Raw genomic sequence first — 19,234 nt, forward strand, 5'->3', positions numbered from 1 at the left:
GGAGCTGTCAGGGCGCCGTGAGGCGGACGACGGCGCGTCCCGGCACCGCGTCGCTGACCACTTCGAAGCCAGCGGCCAGGAAGAGCCCCAGCGTGCCGTGGTAAAGGTCTGCCGGACCGGCCTTGGGCCGTTGCGCGGGATCGACCGGATAGCCCTCCACCACCGTGGCTCCGTGGGCAAAGGCGTGCTCGACGGCGGCCGCGAGCAGCGCCCGCGCCACGCCGGTCCGGCGCTGGCCGGGGGAGACAACAAAACAACTCACGGACCACACCTGATTCCCGCCATGATCCCGGGCCATGTCAGACCCCGCCGCCGTCAAGACCTTCGAGCGGACGATCCTGGGATAGCACCCGCGGGCCTCGACGGCGCACCAGCCCACCGGGTTCCCGCCGCGGAAGGCGAGCACCCCCGGGGCCGGGCCGCCGCCGTCGAACTTGTCCCGCAACTGGACTTTCCGCTGTTCGGGGGTGGACACGGACCACTGTGTTCCGGTGAGGGCGAAGAACCGGCACCAGCAACGCGACGGTTCGCCGCGGCCGCCAAAGAGGCGCTCGACGTCGGGCCAGTCCGCCGCCGCGGTGGTGATGGCTTCCGGACCCCGGGGTTCTGCTCCGCCCATGGAAACAGGCTAGCCCCCCGCCGGCGTCAGCGCGTGCGCGCGCCGGCGCCGGACTGACGGCCGGCACGCTGACGATGCGCGGCCAGGCGCAGTTGGATGATGCGGGCGGCTCCGGCGATCGCGACCAGCACGCCGCCGCCAACGGCCGCGATGAACAGTGCAATGCCCAGCGGGACCGAGCCCGTGAGGCCAAAGAACTTGACCTGCACATATTCCTGGTTCTGCAGGATGAAGGCGATAAGCAGGATCAGCACCACCAGCGCGCAGGCAACCGCGGCCCAGACCATTCCCGCACGGGTGACCTGGCGCGCCTCCGGTGCGGGAGTCGGTGTTCCGGGCGTCTCTGGCCGGGGCGTTTCTATCCCCGTCGCCGGGGCCGGGGCCGGGGCAGCCGGAGCCGGGGAAACAAGGTCCGGGCCGGACTGGATTCCGGTGTTGGCGCCTTCCTCAGCGGATCCGGACGCGCGGTCAGCGGCCCTCGGGTACTGGGTGGTCGGGGCGTCGTAGGAATCGTTGGGATCAAATCCGCGGGGTGTCTGGGTCATGGCGGCCGTACCTTTCGGTTGCGGGCAGGGAGCACAGGCGTTCCCTGGTGCCCTGCCTGTCCCCTCAATACTAAGCGTGCTGATGGCTGATGGCGGGTTGTTGGCACCGGGGCGGGCACGGTATAACGTCACAGCCAAGGGAAGCCTTGAAGAGGAGGCGCGGCCGTGACAATCATTGACAACGCTGTTTATGTGGACGGTCGCCGGACCGCCGACCCGGAAGATCTCGAGGAGACGTATTTCCTGCTGCGGCAGCGCCAGGGCATGGCGTGGATCGGGCTCTACCGGCCCGAACCTGACGAGCTGCGATCGGTGGCCGAGGAATTCGACCTGAGCCACTTGGCCGTGGAGGATGCGCTCGCCGGCCACCAGCGGGCGAAACTGGAGCACTACGGCGAAACCTTGTTCCTGGTTCTTCGGCCGGCCCGGTATCTGGATGATGTGGAGAAGGTCGAGTTCGGCGAGATCCATGTCTTCGCCGGCCCGGACTTCGTCGTCACCGTCCGCCGTGCCGAGTCGCCGGATCTGGCCCGGGTACGCCGGCGCATGGAGTCCGAGCCGGACTTCCTGGCGCTAGGACCGGATGCGGTGCTGTACGCGATCGTGGACCAGGTGGTGGACGAGTACGAGCCGGTCGCCGCCGGGCTGGAAAACGACATCGATGAAATCGAAGATGATCTGTTCGCGGCCGATCCCGGCGTGTCACGCAGGATCTATGAGCTCTCCCGTCAGGTCATCGGGTTCCAGCGCGCCACAGCCCCTCTTGCCGGAATCCTGCAGACACTCATGGCGGGCGGACCGGACGGGGTGCCGGATCCCGAACTGCAGGACCACTTCCGCGATGTCCTGGACCATGCCCTCAGGCTCGGGGAACGGGTGGCAGCGTTCCGTGCGCTGCTGCAGAATGCGCTGGCAGTCAACGCCGCGCTCGTGGCACAACGGCAAAACGATGAAATGCGCCTCCTGACGGAGTCGAGCTTCGCCCAGAACGAGCAGGTCAAGCGGATTTCGTCGTGGGCTGCGATTCTGTTCGCCCCGACGCTGATCGCGTCAATCTACGGCATGAACTTCCGGCTCATGCCCGAGCTCGACTGGTTCTTCGGTTATCCGATGGCACTCGGGCTCATGGTGGTCATGGGCTTGATCCTGTACCTGGCGTTCAAACACAACAAGTGGATCTGACGCCCCGGCGCAGCCGGATGGGGAACCGCAGCCGGGTGGGGAACCGCAGCCGGGTGGGGAACCGCAGCCGGATTCGGGGGAGTGCGGCCGTGATGCGCGGTGGCGGTTTTTGCGGTGGCGGCCAGGTCCCTGATGGGACTCTGGGCTGCGGAAGTCCGCAGCCCAGAGCCGCTCTTCTTGTGCCCCAGGAGGGAATCGAACCCCCGACCGGCGGATTAGAAGGCCGCTGCTCTATCCCCTGAGCTACTGGGGCACGTTGGCTGCCGCCGGCTGCTGCCGGGGACGCCTCAAAAAGTTTACAGTGCCGGACGGCCGCCGACGGTCAACGCCCGCCCCCGGCTTGTCGGTAGTCCGGGCCGCCCGCCAACTCCTCCCCAACACCTCCCCGGTGCGGGTGCCGGCGGCAGGTTTTCCACATGGCTCAGCCGGGCCCTCCCCGGCGACCGTCCAGCGCAGGATGCTGGAACTGCCCGCCAGGGCACGACAACTCGAGACAGGACATGAGAATGAGTGACAACATTACCGTCCGCGGCTTCGTGGCCACGGAGATCAGAAGCTCTACCACCCCCGGTGGCGTGGCCACGGCGTCCTTTCGGCTCGGCGCCACCGACCGCCGTTTCGACCGGGCGACCAGCACCTGGGTGGATGGCAACACCAACTGGTTCACCGTCCAGGGCTACCGGCAATTGGCTGGCAATCTGGGCTGCAGCGTCAAAAAGGGCCAGCGGGTCATTGTCGTTGGCAGGCTAAAGATGCGGAGTTGGGAAAAAGACGGCCGGATCTACCATGCAGCAGAAATCGACGCCGAGTCCGTTGGCCACGACCTCATGTGGGGATCCGCCAACTTCACGCGCACGGCCGGAGCCGGAACCCAGACGGCCGCCGGGCCGGGCGCACCCGGCGCGCCCGGTGCCGGGGACGGGGATGGCGGCTCAGCGCCGACGGAGTCCGGTGATTCCGACGGACACAGCGACGGCGCCCCCGACGACGCGACGTATATCGATGAGGCGACCGGTGAAGAAGAGGAAGTGGACCGGGAAACCGGCGAACTGAAAGGGGCGGCGGCCTGAATCCCGGCAAGACGCCGGCGGCGAGCCAGGAAGCGACGATATCCGCGTCCCTGATTGGCGCGGGGATTCCGGGCAGCTCCGTCCAATGCCCGCCGGCGTCCTCTAGCATCGTCAAAGGACCGATTGGGGGCGTCCGGAATGTGAGTTATCCCGGCCGAGCCACTAGATTTGTAGGCATGGCGGAATTTATCTACACAATGACCAAGGCCCGTAAGGCTGTCGGCGAAAAACTCATCCTCGATGACGTAAGCATGTCCTTCTTCCCGGGGGCCAAGATTGGCGTTGTCGGCCCGAATGGTGCCGGTAAGTCCACCATTCTCAAGATCATGGCAGGCCTGGACACTCCCTCCAACGGCGAGGCCCGGCTCAGCCCCGGCTACACGGTCGGCATCCTGCTGCAGGAGCCGCCGCTGAACGAAGACAAGACCGTCCTGGGCAACGTCCAGGAAGGTGTCGGTGAAATCTACGGCAAGATCCAGCGCTTCAACGAGATCTCCGAGGAAATGGCCAGCCCCGATGCTGACTACGACGCCCTCCTCGAGGAAATGGGTCAGCTGCAGGAAGCGATCGACGCCGCCGACGCCTGGGATATCGATTCGCAGCTGGAACAGGCCATGGACGCCCTGCGCTGCCCGCCGGCCGACGCCGATGTCACCCTGCTCTCCGGTGGTGAGCGCCGCCGCGTCGCCCTCTGCAAGCTCCTGCTGCAGAAGCCGGACCTGCTGCTGCTCGACGAGCCCACCAACCACCTCGATGCCGAAAGCGTGCTGTGGCTGGAGCAGCACCTCTCCAGCTACCCCGGCGCCGTCCTCGCTGTCACCCACGACCGCTACTTCCTTGACCACGTGGCCGAATGGATCGCCGAAGTGGACCGCGGCCACCTCTACCCGTACGAGGGCAACTACTCCACGTACCTGGAGAAGAAGCGTGCCCGCCTGGAAGTCCAAGGCAAGAAGGACGCCAAGCAGGCCAAGCGCCTCACCGAGGAACTCGAATGGGTCCGGTCCAACGCCAAGGGGCGCCAGACCAAGTCCAAGGCCCGTCTGGCCCGCTACGAGGAAATGGCTGCCGAGGCAGACCGCACCCGCAAGCTCGACTTCGAAGAGATCCAGATCCCGCCGGGACCGCGCCTCGGCGGACTTGTGCTGGAAGCCAAGGACCTCCAGAAGGGCTTCGATGACCGCACGCTGATCGACGGACTGTCCTTCAGCCTGCCCCGCAACGGCATCGTCGGCGTCATTGGCCCCAACGGCGTCGGCAAGTCCACCCTGTTCAAGACCATCGTGGGCCTGGAGCCGCTCGACGGCGGCGAACTGAAGATCGGCGACTCCGTCAAGATCTCCTACGCCGACCAGAGCCGCGGCGGCATCGACCCCAACAAGACCCTGTGGGAGGTCGTGTCCGACGGCCTTGACTACATCCAGGTCGGCCATGTCGAAATGCCGTCCCGTGCCTATGTTGCCGCCTTCGGCTTCAAGGGCCCCGACCAGCAGAAGAAGGCCGGGGTGCTCTCCGGCGGTGAGCGCAACCGCCTCAACCTGGCGCTGACCCTCAAGCAGGGCGGCAACTTGCTGCTCCTCGACGAACCGACTAACGACCTCGATGTCGAAACCCTCAGCAGCCTCGAAAACGCCCTGCTCGAATTCCCGGGCTGCGCCGTCGTCGTCTCGCACGACCGCTGGTTCCTGGACCGGGTGGCCACCCACATCCTCGCCTACGAAGGCGACGAGGAGAACCCGTCCAAGTGGTACTGGTTCGAGGGCAACTTCGAATCCTACGAGGAGAACAAGGTGGAGCGCCTGGGCCCGGACGCGGCCAAGCCGCACCGTGTGACGCACCGCCGCCTCACCCGCGACTAAGCACCGCAACGCAGAAGGCGGGCTCCCCCCGGGGGAGCCCGCCTTCTGCGTTAAGCCGCGTCGTGTTGTGTGATCTTAGGGTCTCGGGACGCGGATCATGCCTTCCTGCGCCACCGTTGCCACGTGCCGGCCGTCGCGGCTGAAGATCTTGCCCGTGGCCAGGCCCCGCGCACCCTGGGCGCTGGGGGACTCCTGGACGTACAAGAGCCATTCGTCCACCCGGACCGGGCGGTGCCACCACATGGCGTGGTCCAGGCTCGCCACGGACATCCCGGGCGTAATCCAGCTCATCCCGTGCCTGCGGAGAACCGACTCCAGCAGGGTGTAGTCGCTCGCATAGGCCAGGGCGGCCCGGTGCAGGCCGGCGTCGTCGGGCATCGGGCCGAAGGTCTTCATCCAGACGGCGTTGCGCGCTTCCTTGGGCCCGTGGGCCGAAACGTACAGGGCAGGGTCGACGTGTCGGATATCGAAGGGCCGCTCATAGGCCCAGTGCCGGGCCACGGGGTGGTCGAACTTCCCCAGCAGGTCGGCGGTGCTGGGCAGCGATTCGGGGTCCGGGATGCCGGCCGGCATCTCCGACTGGTGCTCAATGCCTTCGTCCTCGGCCTGGAAGGAGGCGATCATCGACAGGATGGGCATGCCCTCCTGATAGGCGTGGACCCGGCGGGCCGAGAAGGACCGGCCGTCGCGCAGGCGCTGCACCCCAAAGGTGATCGGCTGGTTGGCGTCGCCCGGTCGGAGGAAGTAGCCGTGCATGGAGTGCACGCTGCGGTCCGGATCGACAGTGCGGCTCCCGGCAATGAGGGACTGCGCCAGCACCTGGCCACCGAAGACGCGCTGCCGCGGCTGCCGCTGGGAGGGACCCATGAAGATGTCCTCGTCGGTCCGTGCGCCCTCAAGCTCGCCGAGGTTGAGGAGTTCGATGAGCGAGGAGGTGGGGTCCTGCGTGGGAAGTCCCCGCAGTCCGGCTTCGGCTTCAGTCATGCTCTGACTCTAGACGGACGCCCGGGCCGCTCCAAAGAAGCGCAGCCGGTAGAGTCGGTAGTGTGTCTGATGTCCTAACCCAGCCCCTGCAGTTCACCGATCCCCGTGACCTCGCCGACCTTCGCACCTTCGCGACGCGCGCCAGGTCCATCGACGACGGCGCCATCCGGCTCCAAGCCGCGGGCCCGGTCCTGGCCGCCTACGTCTGCGTCCTGCGGCCCCGGCTCCTCGGCGAATCCACGCCCACCATCCTGGGCTTGCGGACGATGGCGCTGGCACAGCCGGCGGACACTGACGTGACCGTGCCGCTGTCCGCCGTACTGGACCGTTTGGCACGGGCGGGGGAGACCGACGTCGAACTTCCCGTGCCGCCGATGACCGTCAGCGAGTCGTGGGCCGGGATCGGGGCGCCGCGTGCCGGCTGGGAACCGCTCGGTACCCTCCGGGACACCGCCCTGCGGGACGCCGCCGAGGCCGGCATCCGGGAGATCGCCGCGATCATCCCGGACAAGCCGGGTGCGCTGATCGTCAACAACGCCCGGGCAACGGTCTGGGGCCGTGAACTGCCCGACGCCGGCGGCCTCCCGGCCGGTGCCGCGTTCGCCGCGCTCACCTTGGGCTTCCTCGCCGACGGCGACCAGCGGCTCTTCCGGGCCGGGCGCTGGTTCCGGCTCAGCGGCACCCGCGGCCACGTGCTGGTCCGGACGGGTTCCGGACTTTAGGACTCTGGTAGCCGGAGGCGGAATCCCGGATCGCCGTCGTTGCCGTCCCCGCGTTGACCGGCATGCCATACTGGGCGCATGAGCGGTGTGTCGGTGCTGGATCCCCCAATCGGGCGACACTTTGGCTTCAACGATGCGCTGCATCCGGACCGGACGTGGATCCGCCTGCCCCGAGCCGCGGTGGGCATCTTCGTACTCTTTGCCGTCGTCCGGAGGACGTACGACGCGACGCTGCCCGGCAACGACGTCGACGTCTTCCAGCTCTATTCGGAATTCACCGTCCAGTCGAACCTCGCCCTCGGGCTAGTGCTCATCGCGTCCGCCGCCTGGCAGCGGACGCGGCTTCCGGAGTGGTGGGACCACGTTTTCGGCGCACTTGTTTTCTATCTGGTGATGACGGGCATCATCTACGCGGTGCTCGTCGCCCCGCCGGGTGAACCGTGGTGGAGTTGGGACATGTACTGGCCCCAGCTGGCACACCATCGCCTGGCTCCGTTGTTCGTCGTCCTCGACTGGATCCTCGTCACGAAGACACTGCGCGGCAGATGGTGGCGGCCGCTGGTGTGGCTCAGCTACCCGACCGCCTTCCTGGCCTTCTCGTGGGTGCGCGGCGGGATCGACGGCTGGTACGTCTACGACTTCCTCGACCCGACGCTCGACGGCGGGTGGCCGGCCGCGCTGACGACGACGGCGCAGGTGCTCGCCGCGTTCCTGCTCATCGCGTTCCTCGTGCACGGCGCCGGCAACGGGCGCGCCGCGCTGGCCGCGGGCACCGGGCGGCGCTGATCCTGCTTCCGGACGCGACGGGGATTAGGCCTCCGACGGGCTGTTGACCATGGAGAGGGCTGCCCGCTCCATGTAGTCCCACAGCGTTCCCTCGTACAGCGGCGGAAGCGCCAGGGCATCCACCGCGGTGCGCATGTGGTGCAGCCAGCGTTCCTTGGCCTCCGGCGTCACGCGGAAGGGCATGTGGCGCATCCGCAGACGGGGGTGCCCGCGCTCCTCGCCGTAGGTCGTCGGGCCGCCCCAATACTGTTCCAGGAACATCAGGAAGCGCCGTTTGGCGGGGCCGAGGTCTTCTTCCGGGTACATGGGGCGCAGCAGCGGATCGCTCGCGACGCCGTCGTAGAACACGTCGATGAGTTTGACGAAGGTTTCGTGGCCGCCCACGGCGTCGTAGAAGTTGTCGGTGTAGCCGGGCTGGCTGAACGGATCGTTCTGCAGCAACTGGCGGGGCTGCCGGGGTTCACCGGCGCTGGGAATCGTCATTTCTCTATTCTCCGGCCTGCTGCTGCGGCGTGGCATCGGCCTCGTCGGCCGGCGGGGCGGTCGGTGCGATGTAATTGCCCTGCGAACGGTTGCCCACGCGCAGGATTTCGCCGTTGCGCAGGTACCAGATGGCGCCGTCGTCAGCCCGGACCCGGGTGATCCGCAGGTTCATGGACTCCACGACGCCCACCACCTCGGAGGTCTCGATGATGTCGCCGATTCCGTACTGGTCCTCGAGCGTGATGAAGATGCCGGCCAGGAAGTCGCGGATCAGCTGCTGGGCGCCGAAGCCGATGGCGATACCGAGGATCCCGACGCTGGTCAGCAGCGGTGCAATGTTTACGTTCAGGTTGTTGAGCACATACATGATGGTGAATGCAGCGACCAGGACGCCCACCACGCTCCTGAGCAGCGCACCGATCGTGTTGGCGCGCTGGACCCGGCGTTCGTGGTCCAGTGCCCGCAGGGCCGGAGTCACCCAGCGGAAGTGCCGCTTCTTGAAGAAGGTGCTGCCCTCGGCGACACGCTTGGTGATTCCGGAGATCAGAAAGGATGCCACCAGCCACACCGCAACGCCGACGCCGATGCTGATGAGGACGCCCGGCAGGTTGATCGCCGAAATTTCCTGCGGGGTGATGGGCTCGACGGCTGTCATGCTGTACATCGGTAGGGTTTGCTCCTTGCAGTTGTTGGCTATGGGGCCGGCGTTCGCCGGCCGCATAACACTCTGTTCCCCTTCAACATTAGCGCCGTACCGTGGCACCCATGCGCATCCTCATCCTTGGCGGCACAGCCTTTCTCTCCGCCGAAATAGCCCGGCAAGCCGTCAATTCCGGGCATGACCGTCGTCTCCAGCTGCTCGGTCTACGCGGACCATTCGGTTGCCGGCACGGCCGAAGATGCGCAGGTGCTCCCGCCACTGGCCCCGGGCACGGCACTGACGATGGAAAACTACGGCGAAGCGAAAACCGCGATTGAACAGTGGGCGCGTGCGCTGGCAGCGGACAAGTCGCACCTGTGCCGCGCCGGGCTGATCGGCGGACCCGGGGACGGCTCGGACCGGTACGGGTATTGGCCCGCCCGCTTCGCCCGGGACGACGATCCGGTCCTGGTCCCTGACATCCCCGCCGACTCCACCCAGATCATCGATGTGCGGGACCTCGCGGCCTGGATCGTGGCCGCGGCGGAGTCAAACGTCACCGGGGCCCTGAACGCCGTCGGCGAGCCGGTGCTGTTTGCCGCCTATCTGGAAGCATGCCGGCAGCTGACCGGCGGGAAGGCCCGGACGGTGGCGGCCCCGGGGGAATGGCTGGCCGGGCACGGCGTGAACTACTGGGCCGGGCCCGACTCGCTGCCGTTGTGGCTGCCGCCAGGTCATGACGGCTTCTCGGCCCGCAGCAACAGCGCCGCCCGGGGTGCCGGGCTGCGGCTCCGGCCCTGGACACAGACCCTGCGCGACACCCTCGAGGACGAACGCCGGCGCGGCCTTACCCGTGAACGCAAGGCCGGCCTGCGCCCGGACACGGAGCGGACACTCCTGGCCGCGTACCGGGCGCAGCCCGCCTGAGCTGCCGCCGCTTGGGCGATCAGGCCGGTTCCGCCACGGGCACGGGCTCGTGCAGCACGGGAAAGTTGACGCTGCGGGCAATGAAGCAAACCTTGTTGGCCTCGGCATGGAGCTCCTCGAGAAGCTCCGGGGCCGCAGGTTCCGCCACCGTCACGCGGGGCTTGAGCGTGACGGACTCGAATTGGCCGCTGCCGTCCCGGTTGGTCCGCATCAGCCCCTCGGCCCGGTCCTCATAGCCGGTCACCACCACGCCATGCTTCACGGCCACGTGCAGGAAAGAGAGCATGTGGCATTGCGAGAGCGCCGCCAGGAGGAGCTGCTCGGGGTTGTAGCGCTGGCGGTCACCATGGAATGTCGGATCGGCCGAGCCGCGCAGCACCGGCAGCCCGGGGATCTCGACGTCGTGGTCCCGTGAATAGCCGCGGTAGGAGGACGTCCCGGACCCGAGGTTCCCGGTCCAGCGGACAGTCAGCGCGTAGCGGCGTTCGTCAAGGCTCATGACGCCAGTTTAGTGGCGCTTAAACGCCGGAGTCCCGGTACCGCCGGAGGGCGGCGCCGGGACTCCGGGAAAACGCGTCCTAGCCGACGTCGGCCTGGCGGGCGCGCAGGGACCGGACCACGCCGTCGCGGTTTTCCAGCATCATCCGGCGCAGCGCGGAGCTGTCTTCCGGCAGCGAGGCCAGGAACTTATCGGTCCGGTCCACAGTGGCCTGCGTGGTGAGCAGGGCCGGGTAGAGCCCGACGACGATCTGCTGGGCCAGCGCGTGGGTGCGGTTGGCCACGATCTCCGGGACGGCCTCGAAGTACTTCTCGGCGTAGGGCTCCAAGAGGGAGGTGTCCAGGACCCGGGTGAAACCGGTCACGGCCGAGCCCTGCAGGGCGTTGGACAGATCGCCCTTGACCACAATCGATTCCCAGGCTTCGGCCTTGGCCTCAGGGGTGGGAATGGCCGCCTTCGCCAGAGCTGCCGCGTTCTGGCCGTTGGAGGTGTTGTCGTGCGCGAGTTCCTCGTCGATCCGCTCCTGTCCGGCGCGGCCACCTGCCACGAGGCACGCCAGCAACTCCCACCGCAGGTCCTGGTCAACGGTCAGCCCGTCGAGCGTGCGGGAGCCGTCCAGCAACCCGGACACCGTATCCAGCTGCCCGGCGCTGCGGGCCAGCAGGGCGTAGGACTTCACGAACTGCAGCTGGGCGTCGGAGCCGGCCGGCACGGTCGAGGCCAGGTCCCACAGGGTGTCGGCCGCGGCCACGGCGGTGGCTTCCTTGTGCTCCTCGGCCACGTAGAAGGCCAGCGTGGTGGCAAGCTGGCGGAGCTGGACCAGGATCACGGAGGAATCGGACTCCTCGGCAATGTTGGCCAGGATCAGGTCCACGTAGCCGCGGGCCGGGGTTTCGCCGTCGCGCGCCGCGTCCCAGGCCGAGCCCCACACCAGGGTGCGGGGGAGGCTCTGGCTGAAGTCCTTGAGGTGAGCCGTGGCCGTGGTGAGGGACGTCGGATCGAGCCGGACCTTGGCGTAGGCGAGGTCGTCGTCGTTGAGCAGGATCAGGTCCGGCCGGGCAAGCCCGGCCAGGGCGGGAACCTCGGTGCGCTCGCCGTCGACGTCGAGCTCCTCACGGTGGACGCGCTCCAGCTTGCCGGCGCTGTTGAGGTCATAGAAGCCGACGGCGAGGCGGTGCGGCCGCAACGTCGGCTCGCTCTCGACCGCCGACTGCACGATCGCGAAGGAACTGATGGTGCCGTCCGCCCCTGCCGTGATTTCCGGTGTCAGGGTGTTGACGCCGGCGGTCTCCAGCCAGAGCTGGCCCCACCTTTCCAGGTCGCGGCCGCTTGCCTTCTCGAGTTCGGCCATGAGGTCGCTGAGCTCGGTGTTTTGCCAGGCGTGCTTGCTGAAGTACTCGCGGACGCCGGACATGAATTCCTCCGGGCCCACCCAGGCGACGAGCTGGCGCAGCACCGAGGCGCCCTTGGCGTAGGTGATGCCGTCGAAGTTCACCTCGACGTCCTGGAGGTCGTTGATCTCGGCGAAGATCGGGTGCGTGGTGGGAAGCTGGTCCTGGCGGTAGGCCCAGGATTTCTCCATGGAGGCGAACGTGGTCCAGGCGTGGGCAAACTCGGTGTTCTCCACGGCGGCCAGGTGGGACATGTACTCGGCGAAGGACTCGTTGAGCCAGAGATCGTTCCACCAGCGCATCGTGACGAGGTCGCCGAACCACATGTGTGCGAGCTCGTGCAGCACGGTGATGGCGCGGCGCTCCACCTGGGCGTCGGCGACCTTGCCGCGGAAGACGTAGCCTTCCAGGATGGTGACGGCGCCGGCATTTTCCATGGCGCCGGCGTTGAACTCCGGTACGAAGAGCTGGTCGTACTTCTCGAACGGGTACGGGCAGCCGAACTGCGCCTCGAAGAACTCAAAGCCCTGCCGGGTGAGTTCGAAGATGTTGTCCGCATCCAGGTACTGCATGAGTGACTTGCGGGCGAAGATACCCAGGGGGGTGACGCGGCCCTCCGCCGAGGTGACCTCGCTGCGGACCGACTGGTACGGCCCGGCGATCAGTGCCGTGACGTATGAGGAGAGCCGGGGCGTGGGCGTGAATTCCCAGACGGAGCGGGCGCTACCGTCCTCGCCGGGGATGGTCTCCACCGGCACCGGGGTGGGGGAGTTGGAAACCACGTCCCAGTGTGAAGGGGCGGTGACGGTGAACGTGAAGCTGGCCTTGAGGTCGGGCTGTTCGAACACGGCGAACATGCGCCGCGAATCCGGGACCTCGAACTGCGTGTACAGGTAGACCTCGTTATCCACCGGATCCACAAAGCGGTGCAGGCCTTCGCCGGTGTTCATGTAGGGCGCCTCCGCGACCACGAGGAGGTGGTTCTCGGCCTCCAGGTCCGGCAGCTGGATCCGTACGCCGTCTGAGACCTCTGCCGGATCCAGTTCGCGGCCGTTGAGGCTCACGCTGTGCACCGCGTGGGTCACGGCGTCGATGAAGGTCGAAGACCCCGGCTTGGCGGTGAACTTCACGGCCGTGGTGGTCCCGAAGACTTTCTCGCCACGCGTCAGGTCGAGGCTGACCTCGTAGGACTCGACGTCGATCAGGGCGGCGCGCTCGCGGGCTTCGGCGCGGGTCAGGTTCATACCGGGCAAGGGGGCCTCCAAAAGAGTCGGATACTGCCGGCCGGCCGCAGCCGCCGGCGATACTGTGAAATTATTCTTTCACGTCAGCGGCCGATGGCAAGGCATCCTTGTCCCAATGTCTGCCGCCGCGACGGTCCTGATGGCCGGTTTCCGCCGCGAGTTCCGTCGTAAATTTCCGTTTCGGGCGTTCGCGCCGCGCCCGGATCGCTCCACGTGCAGGCGGGGGTAGCGTTGGAGTATGGGAAAGTTTCGGGACTCAGTCGATGTCAGGGCGTTGCGCTTTGCCATCGGTTTCCCCCTCATGCTGGCGGCCGGATTCGTGGTGTGTGCGCTGCTGGTCCGGCCGGACCTGCCCGAGCCGCTGGCCGTCCGCTGGACCGACGCCGGTGCCGTCGACTTCGCGCCGTTCACCGCCGTCGCTGGCGCCGGTGCGGCGCTGATCGTGGTGGTCGGCTGGGCCGTGCTGCTTCAGGCCGTGCCGCTGTCCCGCCCCGCGATGATGCGCCGCATCATGATGGGCGCCGGGCTATCCATGAGCCTCTTCATCACCACGGTCCTCGCCGCTGTGCTCGTGGGCCAAATGGGGCTGCCCGACGCGCGCGAGTCCCACGTTGATGCCACGGTCCTGGCCCTCGGAAGCGGCGCGGCCCTGGGCCTGGGGGTTGTCATGGGCTTTGTCTTCAAGGCCGACGAACGCTGGTCCGTCGACGACGACCTCGCCATACGGCAGGCCCTCGAGCGGGAACAGGATCCGGAACTGGCCAGGGACCGCATCAGCCTCTGGGTGCACGCCCGCAGCTCGATCTTCGTCATGCTCGGCATCGCGACACTCCTGCCCGCGGCCCTCCTCACCCTTGCCGTGCCCTGGCTGGCTGCGCTCCTGGTGGCCGCGGCCCTGGTAACGGCGGCGTTCCTGTTTGCCCGGATCCGGGTTGACCGCAGCGGGCTGCGGGTCTTCGCGGCAGGGTTCGTCCGGGTCATGGACGTTCCGGCCGCGGCCATCGACGCTGCCACACCTCGGGATGTCCGGGCTGCCGACTACGGAGGGTGGGGGTACCGGATCCACGGCAACACCACGGCGCTGCTGGTCAGCAGCGGGCCCGCGGTAGTCGTCGACCGTCTGGACGGCCGGCGGCTGGCCGTGAGCGGCGGAAGTGCCGCCTCGGCGGACAACATTGCCCGTACGCTTTCCCGGGTGGCGGACAGGGCCCGGCGGAACGGTGATGCACCCGCCGTGTGACACGAAGATGTGGCGCAGTGCTGTAACAAGTGCTGTAACAAGTGCTGTAACACGACAGTGCAGGGCGGCGCCCGGCGCGGTCCGGCGCCGCCCCGAAAGGCCCGGCCTAGTAGGCTTGGAACAGCCCCCAACCGCCCCCGGCCGCCGCCCGGCGCCGCAACTGAACGGAATCGCCGTGACTCTTTCTGACTTCCCGCGCGTGCACATCGCCACCGACCACGCCGGCATGGAGCTCAGCGCCCACCTCGTCAGCCACCTCAGCGCCAAGGGCTACGAGGTGGTGGATCACGGACCCAAGGTCTACGACGCCCTGGATGACTACCCGTCGTTCTGCATCAACGCCGCCCTCGCCGTCGTCGCCGACCAGGAAGCCGGCACCCACGCCCTCGGCATCGTCCTGGGCGGTTCCGGCAACGGCGAGCAGATTGCCGCAAACAAGGTCAAAGGCGTGCGCGCCGCCCTGGCGTGGAACCTGTCCACGGCGCAGCTCGCCCGCGAACACAACGATGCGAACGTGGTTGCCGTCGGCGGGCGCCAGCACAGCGTGGACGAGGCAACAGCAATCATCGAGGCCTTCCTGGCCGAGCCGTTCAGCAACGACGAGCGCCACGTCCGCCGGATCGGCAAGATCGCCATCTACGAGCGCACCGGCGAGGTTGTTCAGTAGTGCCGGAAGGGCACTCCGTCCACCGGCTGGCACGCCAGTTCGGTGACGTTTTCGCGGGGGAGAGGCTGAGCGTCTCGAGCCCGCAAGGACGGTTCGCGCCCGGCGCCGCGTTGTTGGACGGGCACGTCATGATGACCGCGACCGCCCACGGGAAGCACCTGTTCCTCGAGTTCGACCACGGCCTGGTCTTGCACGTCCACCTGGGCCTCTATGGCGCGTGGGATTTCGGCGGGGACGACACCTTCCGCGGCGCGTCCAGCATCGGCGCGCCCCGGAAGGTGGGGGAGCGGGAGGTGTACGACGACGGCGACGCACCGGCAGTCGCTCTTCCTGCGGACGCCGCGCCTGCTGCTGTCCCTGCACTCGCGTCTGCATACGCAGGGCCGCCGGCGCCGGTGGGCGCCGTCCGCGTCCGGCTGGTGAGCGGGCACGGCTGGGCGGACCTGCGCGGTGCTACCACCTGTGAGGCGATCACCGGGGATGAGGCCGGAGGCGTCCTAGCCCGCCTCGGCCCGGACCCGCTGCGCAACCTGCCGGGGGACCGCGACGCCTTCACCGCCACCCTGGCGGGCAGACGCACGCCCCTGGCAACCTTGCTCATGGACCAAAAGGTGATTGCCGGCGTCGGGAACGTCTACCGCGCCGAACTGCTGTTCAGGCAGCGCCTCAATCCCTGGCTTCCCGGGGCCGGGCTGTCACCTGACGCGGCCCGCCGCCTCTGGGACGACACCGTGGCGATGATGTCCGACGGCGTCCGGGACGGCCGGATTATTACGACGCCGCCCCGGTACTGGGACGGGCAGCCGGACGTCCTTCCGGACCCTGATGAGGCGCACTTCGTCTACCGCAGGCACGGACTGGACTGCCGCGACTGCGGCACCCCTGTGGTGCTGACGGAACTGGGAGCCCGGAAACTGTACTGGTGCCCGCAGTGCCAGCAGGCCTGAGCGGATTCCGCCGGGCCGCGCATGAAAAAAGCCCCTCCGGAGAGGGGCTTTCTCTGTGTGCCTGACGGCTGTGGTGGAGGGGACGACGGGAATCGAACCCGCGTAATCAGTTTGGAAGACTGAGGCTTTACCATTAAGCTACGTCCCCGGGGTGATGCTGGAAATCCAGCAAAACTTCCGGTCGGCTGTTCAAGCCGGATACAACTAAACCTAATGCAGGGCCCCGGTGTCAAATGTGCAATTCGGCACAGTATGACCGTAGACTGTTCTGTGCACTTACGGGGTGTAGCTCAGCTTGGCTAGAGCGCCTGCTTTGGGAGCAGGAAGTCGCAGGTTCAAATCCTGTCACCCCGACTCTGCAAGCACTGCCAGTCCGTGGCAATGCAGAACCCCATTCCCCCACACCAGGAGTACTTAGACTGTGAAGAGCGCTGTCGAGAACCTCACCCCCACGCGGGTCAAGCTCAATGTTGAGGTCCCCTTTGAGGAATTGAAGCCCAGCATCGCAGAGGCATACAAGACTGTTGCTTCGCAGATCCAGGTCCCCGGTTTCCGCAAGGGCAAGGTCCCCTCCAAGCTCATTGACCAGCGCGTTGGCCGCGGCTACGTCCTGGAGACGGCCATCAACGAAGGCCTCAACGGCTGGTACCAGGCTGCCGTGCAGGAAACGGGCATCCGCCCCCTGAGCCGTCCCGAGGTCGAAATCACCGAGGTTCCGGACCCGTCCGCCACCGATGGTGAGCTCAAGTTCCACGCAGAGGTTGACATCCGCCCCGAGATCGAACTGCCCGACTACGCCGGCATCAAGGTTGAGGTCGCCGCCGCCGAGTCGTCCGACGCCGACGTCGACAAGGCCCTGGACGAGCTCCGCGGCCGCTTCGGCACCCTGAAGACCGTCGACCGCCCGGCCGCGGACAAGGATTTCCTGACGATCGACATCGCCGCCTCGATTGACGGCGCCGAGGTTGACTCCGCAGCAGGCCTGTCCTACCAGGTTGGCGCCGGCACCATGCTTGAAGGCCTCGACGAGGCCGTCACGGGCCTCAGCGCCGACGAGGACGCCATCTTCGACACCACCCTGGTGGGTGGCGAGCACGCTGGCGAGTCCGCCCAGGTCAAGGTCACGGTCAAGGCCGTCAAGGAGCGCGAGCTCCCCGTCGCCGACGACGACTTCGCCCAGCTGGCCAGCGAATTCGACACCCTGGCGGAGCTCCGCGAGGACCTCGCCAAGCAGGCTGCCGAGTCCAAGGTTGTGGAGCAGGGCGTCGAGGCCCGCGACAAGGTCCTGGACAAGCTCGTTGAGCTCGTTGCGGTTCCCGTCCCGGAATCGATCGTCGAAGAGCAGCTCGAGCAGCACTTCAACGCCGAAAACGCCCACGGTGAAGGCGAGCACGACACCGAGGAGCACCGCGCCGAGGTCAAGGCCAACACCGAGCGCGCTTTCCAGAACGAGATCATCCTTGACGCCATCGCCGAAAAGGAAGAAGTCAACGTCAGCCAGAACGAGCTGATCGACTACATCGTCACCACCGCCAGCCAGTACGGCATGGACCCGAACCAGTTCGCCCAGATCATCGATCAGAGCGGCCAGGTCCCCATGATGGTGTCCGAGGTCCGCCGCCGCAAGGCTCTGGCCGTCGTCCTGGGCCAGGCCGAGGTCACCGACTCCGAAGGCAACAAGGTTGACCTGAGCGACTTCGTCCGCCCCGGCGACGAAGCTGCCCCGGCCGCTGAGTCCGTTGAGGAAGAAGCTTCCGAGGAAGCAGCTGCCACCGACGCCACGCCGAGCGACGACCCCGCAGCAGTGAAGTTCTAGCATTGCCGCTGACGGCCCCCGGATCATCGATCCGGGGGCCGTCTGTTTTAAGTCCCCGGGACCCGGCTGGCAGGCTCCCGGCAATCGTGCGCCGTCAGCGAACAGCCCTGCGCCTGCGCACAAACGGGCAGTGAAAACCGTTAGTGTCCATGTAGGAAAGTTCAGTGATGTCGTTCAGTGACGTCACCGTCGCCAGCGAGAGGTAAGTACATATGTCACAGCACGCAGGGGCACCCCGGATGGCCACGGTCGATCCGGCAGCCCAGGATAACTACATTTACAACCGCCTGCTGAAAGAGCGCATCATCTGGCTCGGCTCCGAGGTCCGCGACGAGAACGCCAACGCGATCTGCTCGCAGCTCCTGCTGCTCTCGGCGGAGAACCCTGAAAAGGACATCTACCTCTACATCAACTCTCCCGGCGGCTCCGTCACCGCCGGCATGGCCATCTATGACACCATGCAGTTCATCCCGAACGATGTTGTCACCGTGGCCACCGGCCTGGCCGCATCCATGGGCCAGTTCCTGCTCTCCTCCGGCACGAAGGGCAAGCGCTATGCGACCCCCAACGCCCGCATCCTCATGCACCAGCCCTCCGGCGGCATCGGCGGCACGGCGTCGGACATCAAGATCCAGGCTGAGCTGATCCTGCACATGAAGAAGGTCATGGCCGAGCTGACCGCAGACCAGACCGGCCAGACCGTGGACACCATCCTCAAGGACAACGACCGCGACAAGTGGTTCACGGCCCCGGAAGCCCTGGAATACGGCTTCTTCGACAAGATCGCCGCGCACGCAGGTTCCGTGGCCGGCGGCGGCGGAACCAACGCCAATGGCTCCGGCAACGGCGGCGGCGCTGCGACAGCCACCGAGAACTGACCGGCACGTAGACAGCAATGAATTCAGGAGCAATGAACATGAACTACAACTTCGGTTCGACTGCCGGTAACCTGCCGGGCAGCCGCTACGTGCTGCCGCAGTTCGAAGAGCGCACCCCTTACGGCTTCAAGCGCCAGGACCCGTACACCAAGCTGTTCGAGGACCGCATCATCTTCCTGGGCGTCCAGGTCGACGACGCCTCGGCGGACGACGTGATGGCCCAGCTCCTGGTCCTCGAGTCCACTGACCCGGACCGCGACATCACGCTCTACATCAACTCCCCGGGCGGCTCCTTCACCGCCATGACCGCGATCTATGACACGATGACGTACATCCGGCCCGAGATCCAGACCGTCTGCCTGGGCCAGGCAGCCAGTGCCGCCGCCGTGCTCCTCGCCGCCGGCACGCCGGGCAAGCGCCTCGCGCTGCCGAACGCCCGGGTCCTGATCCACCAGCCGTCGCTCTCCGGCGGGCAGGGTGGGCAGGCCTCAGACCTGGAGATCCAGGCCGCCGAGGTCATGCGCATGCGCTCCTGGCTCGAGGACACGCTGGCCAAGCACTCCGGCCGGACGCCGGAACAGGTCAACAACGACATCGAGCGGGACAAGATCCTCACCGCCGCCGAGGCCATGCAGTACGGCCTCATTGACCAGGTGCTGGATTCCCGCAAGATCAAGCCCCAGGCCATCACGCGCTAATCAACACAACGCGACGCCGGTGCGGCACCTTCACATG

The 19,234-nt window shown here is 67.1% G+C and carries 18 protein-coding genes, 3 tRNA genes and 1 pseudogene; 13 read left to right on the top strand and 9 right to left on the bottom strand.

Going from position 1 to position 19,234, the window contains the following annotated elements:
• Positions 1–7: 7 nt before the first annotated feature.
• Entirely contained in the window at positions 8–619 is a 612-nt protein-coding gene (locus tag ACVWYS_RS06710) for a GNAT family N-acetyltransferase (RefSeq protein ID WP_456508757.1), read from the bottom strand.
• A gap of 26 nt (positions 620–645) precedes the next feature.
• A complete protein-coding gene (locus ACVWYS_RS06715) occupies positions 646–1,164 on the bottom strand; it encodes a LapA family protein (RefSeq protein ID WP_456508758.1) in 519 nt (172 codons plus the stop codon).
• Positions 1,165–1,329: 165 nt separating this feature from the next.
• Here ACVWYS_RS06715 and ACVWYS_RS06720 point away from each other — a divergent pair, with 165 nt between their 5' ends.
• Positions 1,330–2,346, top strand: a complete 1,017-nt coding sequence (locus ACVWYS_RS06720) for a magnesium and cobalt transport protein CorA (RefSeq protein WP_344366289.1) — start codon at positions 1,330–1,332, stop codon at positions 2,344–2,346.
• A gap of 180 nt (positions 2,347–2,526) precedes the next feature.
• Here ACVWYS_RS06720 and ACVWYS_RS06725 read toward each other — a convergent pair.
• Positions 2,527–2,599, bottom strand: a tRNA-Arg gene (locus ACVWYS_RS06725).
• A 253-nt stretch (positions 2,600–2,852) separates the two neighbouring features.
• On the opposite strand from ACVWYS_RS06725, the gene ACVWYS_RS06730 reads away from it, so the two are divergent.
• Together ACVWYS_RS06730 and ettA are read left to right on the top strand one after the other, a co-directional pair.
• Positions 2,853–3,416: a single-stranded DNA-binding protein gene (locus tag ACVWYS_RS06730; protein WP_456508759.1), complete on the top strand. Its 564-nt coding sequence runs from the start codon at positions 2,853–2,855 to the stop codon at positions 3,414–3,416.
• A gap of 176 nt (positions 3,417–3,592) precedes the next feature.
• Complete coding sequence (gene ettA, locus ACVWYS_RS06735) at positions 3,593–5,275, top strand: energy-dependent translational throttle protein EttA (RefSeq protein WP_091253738.1); 1,683 nt, start codon at positions 3,593–3,595, stop codon at positions 5,273–5,275.
• 75 nt (positions 5,276–5,350) lie between these two features.
• Here the strand turns inward: ettA and ACVWYS_RS06740 are convergent, their stop codons facing one another.
• Entirely contained in the window at positions 5,351–6,259 is a 909-nt protein-coding gene (locus tag ACVWYS_RS06740) for an acyl-CoA thioesterase (RefSeq protein ID WP_116768453.1), read from the bottom strand.
• Positions 6,260–6,321: 62 nt separating this feature from the next.
• Between ACVWYS_RS06740 and ACVWYS_RS06745 the strand changes: the two genes are divergently transcribed.
• Complete coding sequence (locus tag ACVWYS_RS06745) at positions 6,322–6,981, top strand: hypothetical protein (protein WP_344366279.1); 660 nt, start codon at positions 6,322–6,324, stop codon at positions 6,979–6,981.
• A 78-nt stretch (positions 6,982–7,059) separates the two neighbouring features.
• On the top strand, positions 7,060–7,767 hold the full coding sequence (locus tag ACVWYS_RS06750) for a Pr6Pr family membrane protein (RefSeq protein WP_456508760.1): 708 nt from the start codon (positions 7,060–7,062) through the stop codon (positions 7,765–7,767).
• 24 nt (positions 7,768–7,791) lie between these two features.
• Here ACVWYS_RS06750 and ACVWYS_RS06755 read toward each other — a convergent pair whose 3' ends face one another.
• A complete protein-coding gene (locus ACVWYS_RS06755) occupies positions 7,792–8,250 on the bottom strand; it encodes a globin (RefSeq protein WP_344366272.1) in 459 nt (152 codons plus the stop codon).
• A 4-nt stretch (positions 8,251–8,254) separates the two neighbouring features.
• Entirely contained in the window at positions 8,255–8,914 is a 660-nt protein-coding gene (locus tag ACVWYS_RS06760) for a mechanosensitive ion channel family protein (RefSeq protein ID WP_344366269.1), read from the bottom strand.
• A gap of 101 nt (positions 8,915–9,015) precedes the next feature.
• Here ACVWYS_RS06760 and ACVWYS_RS06765 point away from each other — a divergent pair.
• Positions 9,016–9,817: pseudogene (locus ACVWYS_RS06765) on the top strand (epimerase).
• 19 nt (positions 9,818–9,836) lie between these two features.
• Here the strand turns inward: ACVWYS_RS06765 and ACVWYS_RS06770 are convergent.
• Both ACVWYS_RS06770 and pepN read right to left on the bottom strand, forming a co-directional pair.
• Positions 9,837–10,316 (bottom strand): OsmC family protein, encoded by a 480-nt coding sequence (locus ACVWYS_RS06770; protein ID WP_456509513.1) that lies wholly within the window; start codon positions 10,314–10,316, stop codon positions 9,837–9,839.
• Between the two features lie 79 nt (positions 10,317–10,395).
• Positions 10,396–12,951, bottom strand: coding sequence for an aminopeptidase N (gene pepN / locus ACVWYS_RS06775; RefSeq protein WP_456509153.1), 2,556 nt, complete (start codon positions 12,949–12,951; stop codon positions 10,396–10,398).
• Between the two features lie 238 nt (positions 12,952–13,189).
• On the opposite strand from pepN, the gene ACVWYS_RS06780 reads away from it, so the two are divergent.
• From ACVWYS_RS06780 to ACVWYS_RS06790, 3 genes are all read left to right on the top strand, one after another.
• Positions 13,190–14,191, top strand: a complete 1,002-nt coding sequence (locus tag ACVWYS_RS06780; RefSeq protein WP_456508761.1) for a hypothetical protein — start codon at positions 13,190–13,192, stop codon at positions 14,189–14,191.
• Positions 14,192–14,366: 175 nt separating this feature from the next.
• A complete protein-coding gene (locus ACVWYS_RS06785) occupies positions 14,367–14,858 on the top strand; it encodes a ribose-5-phosphate isomerase (protein WP_091253711.1) in 492 nt (163 codons plus the stop codon).
• Positions 14,858–15,805, top strand: a complete 948-nt coding sequence (locus tag ACVWYS_RS06790) for an Fpg/Nei family DNA glycosylase (RefSeq protein WP_456508762.1) — start codon at positions 14,858–14,860, stop codon at positions 15,803–15,805. The genes ACVWYS_RS06785 and ACVWYS_RS06790 overlap by 1 nt, the downstream gene beginning before the upstream one ends.
• Before the next feature lie 74 nt (positions 15,806–15,879).
• Here the strand turns inward: ACVWYS_RS06790 and ACVWYS_RS06795 are convergent.
• Positions 15,880–15,953 (bottom strand) — tRNA-Gly (locus ACVWYS_RS06795).
• A 131-nt stretch (positions 15,954–16,084) separates the two neighbouring features.
• Here ACVWYS_RS06795 and ACVWYS_RS06800 point away from each other — a divergent pair.
• From ACVWYS_RS06800 to ACVWYS_RS06815, 4 genes are all read left to right on the top strand, one after another.
• A tRNA-Pro gene (locus ACVWYS_RS06800) sits at positions 16,085–16,159 on the top strand.
• Between the two features lie 67 nt (positions 16,160–16,226).
• Positions 16,227–17,621, top strand: a complete 1,395-nt coding sequence (tig, locus tag ACVWYS_RS06805) for a trigger factor (protein WP_456508763.1) — start codon at positions 16,227–16,229, stop codon at positions 17,619–17,621.
• Positions 17,622–17,860: 239 nt separating this feature from the next.
• On the top strand, positions 17,861–18,499 hold the full coding sequence (locus ACVWYS_RS06810; RefSeq protein WP_116768441.1) for an ATP-dependent Clp protease proteolytic subunit: 639 nt from the start codon (positions 17,861–17,863) through the stop codon (positions 18,497–18,499).
• Between the two features lie 38 nt (positions 18,500–18,537).
• A complete protein-coding gene (locus ACVWYS_RS06815; RefSeq protein ID WP_116768458.1) occupies positions 18,538–19,197 on the top strand; it encodes an ATP-dependent Clp protease proteolytic subunit in 660 nt (219 codons plus the stop codon).
• Positions 19,198–19,234: the final 37 nt, after the last annotated feature.

It is taken from the genome of Arthrobacter sp. TE12231, from assembly GCF_054062895.1.

What these genes read in the sequence shown, in the direction of transcription:
- ACVWYS_RS06710 (WP_456508757.1), bottom strand. Translation starts at nt 619, where the DNA reads ATGGGCGGAGCAGAACCCCGGGGTCCGGAAGCCATCACCACCGCGGCG.
- ACVWYS_RS06715 (WP_456508758.1), bottom strand. Translation starts at nt 1,164, where the DNA reads ATGACCCAGACACCCCGCGGATTTGATCCCAACGATTCCTACGACGCC.
- ACVWYS_RS06730 (WP_456508759.1), top strand. Translation starts at nt 2,853, where the DNA reads ATGAGTGACAACATTACCGTCCGCGGCTTCGTGGCCACGGAGATCAGA.
- ettA (WP_091253738.1), top strand. Translation starts at nt 3,593, where the DNA reads ATGGCGGAATTTATCTACACAATGACCAAGGCCCGTAAGGCTGTCGGC.
- ACVWYS_RS06740 (WP_116768453.1), bottom strand. Translation starts at nt 6,259, where the DNA reads ATGACTGAAGCCGAAGCCGGACTGCGGGGACTTCCCACGCAGGACCCC.
- ACVWYS_RS06750 (WP_456508760.1), top strand. Translation starts at nt 7,060, where the DNA reads ATGAGCGGTGTGTCGGTGCTGGATCCCCCAATCGGGCGACACTTTGGC.
- ACVWYS_RS06755 (WP_344366272.1), bottom strand. Translation starts at nt 8,250, where the DNA reads ATGACGATTCCCAGCGCCGGTGAACCCCGGCAGCCCCGCCAGTTGCTG.
- ACVWYS_RS06760 (WP_344366269.1), bottom strand. Translation starts at nt 8,914, where the DNA reads ATGTACAGCATGACAGCCGTCGAGCCCATCACCCCGCAGGAAATTTCG.
- ACVWYS_RS06770 (WP_456509513.1), bottom strand. Translation starts at nt 10,316, where the DNA reads ATGAGCCTTGACGAACGCCGCTACGCGCTGACTGTCCGCTGGACCGGG.
- pepN (WP_456509153.1), bottom strand. Translation starts at nt 12,951, where the DNA reads ATGAACCTGACCCGCGCCGAAGCCCGCGAGCGCGCCGCCCTGATCGAC.
- ACVWYS_RS06780 (WP_456508761.1), top strand. Translation starts at nt 13,190, where the DNA reads ATGGGAAAGTTTCGGGACTCAGTCGATGTCAGGGCGTTGCGCTTTGCC.
- ACVWYS_RS06810 (WP_116768441.1), top strand. Translation starts at nt 17,861, where the DNA reads ATGGCCACGGTCGATCCGGCAGCCCAGGATAACTACATTTACAACCGC.
- ACVWYS_RS06815 (WP_116768458.1), top strand. Translation starts at nt 18,538, where the DNA reads ATGAACTACAACTTCGGTTCGACTGCCGGTAACCTGCCGGGCAGCCGC.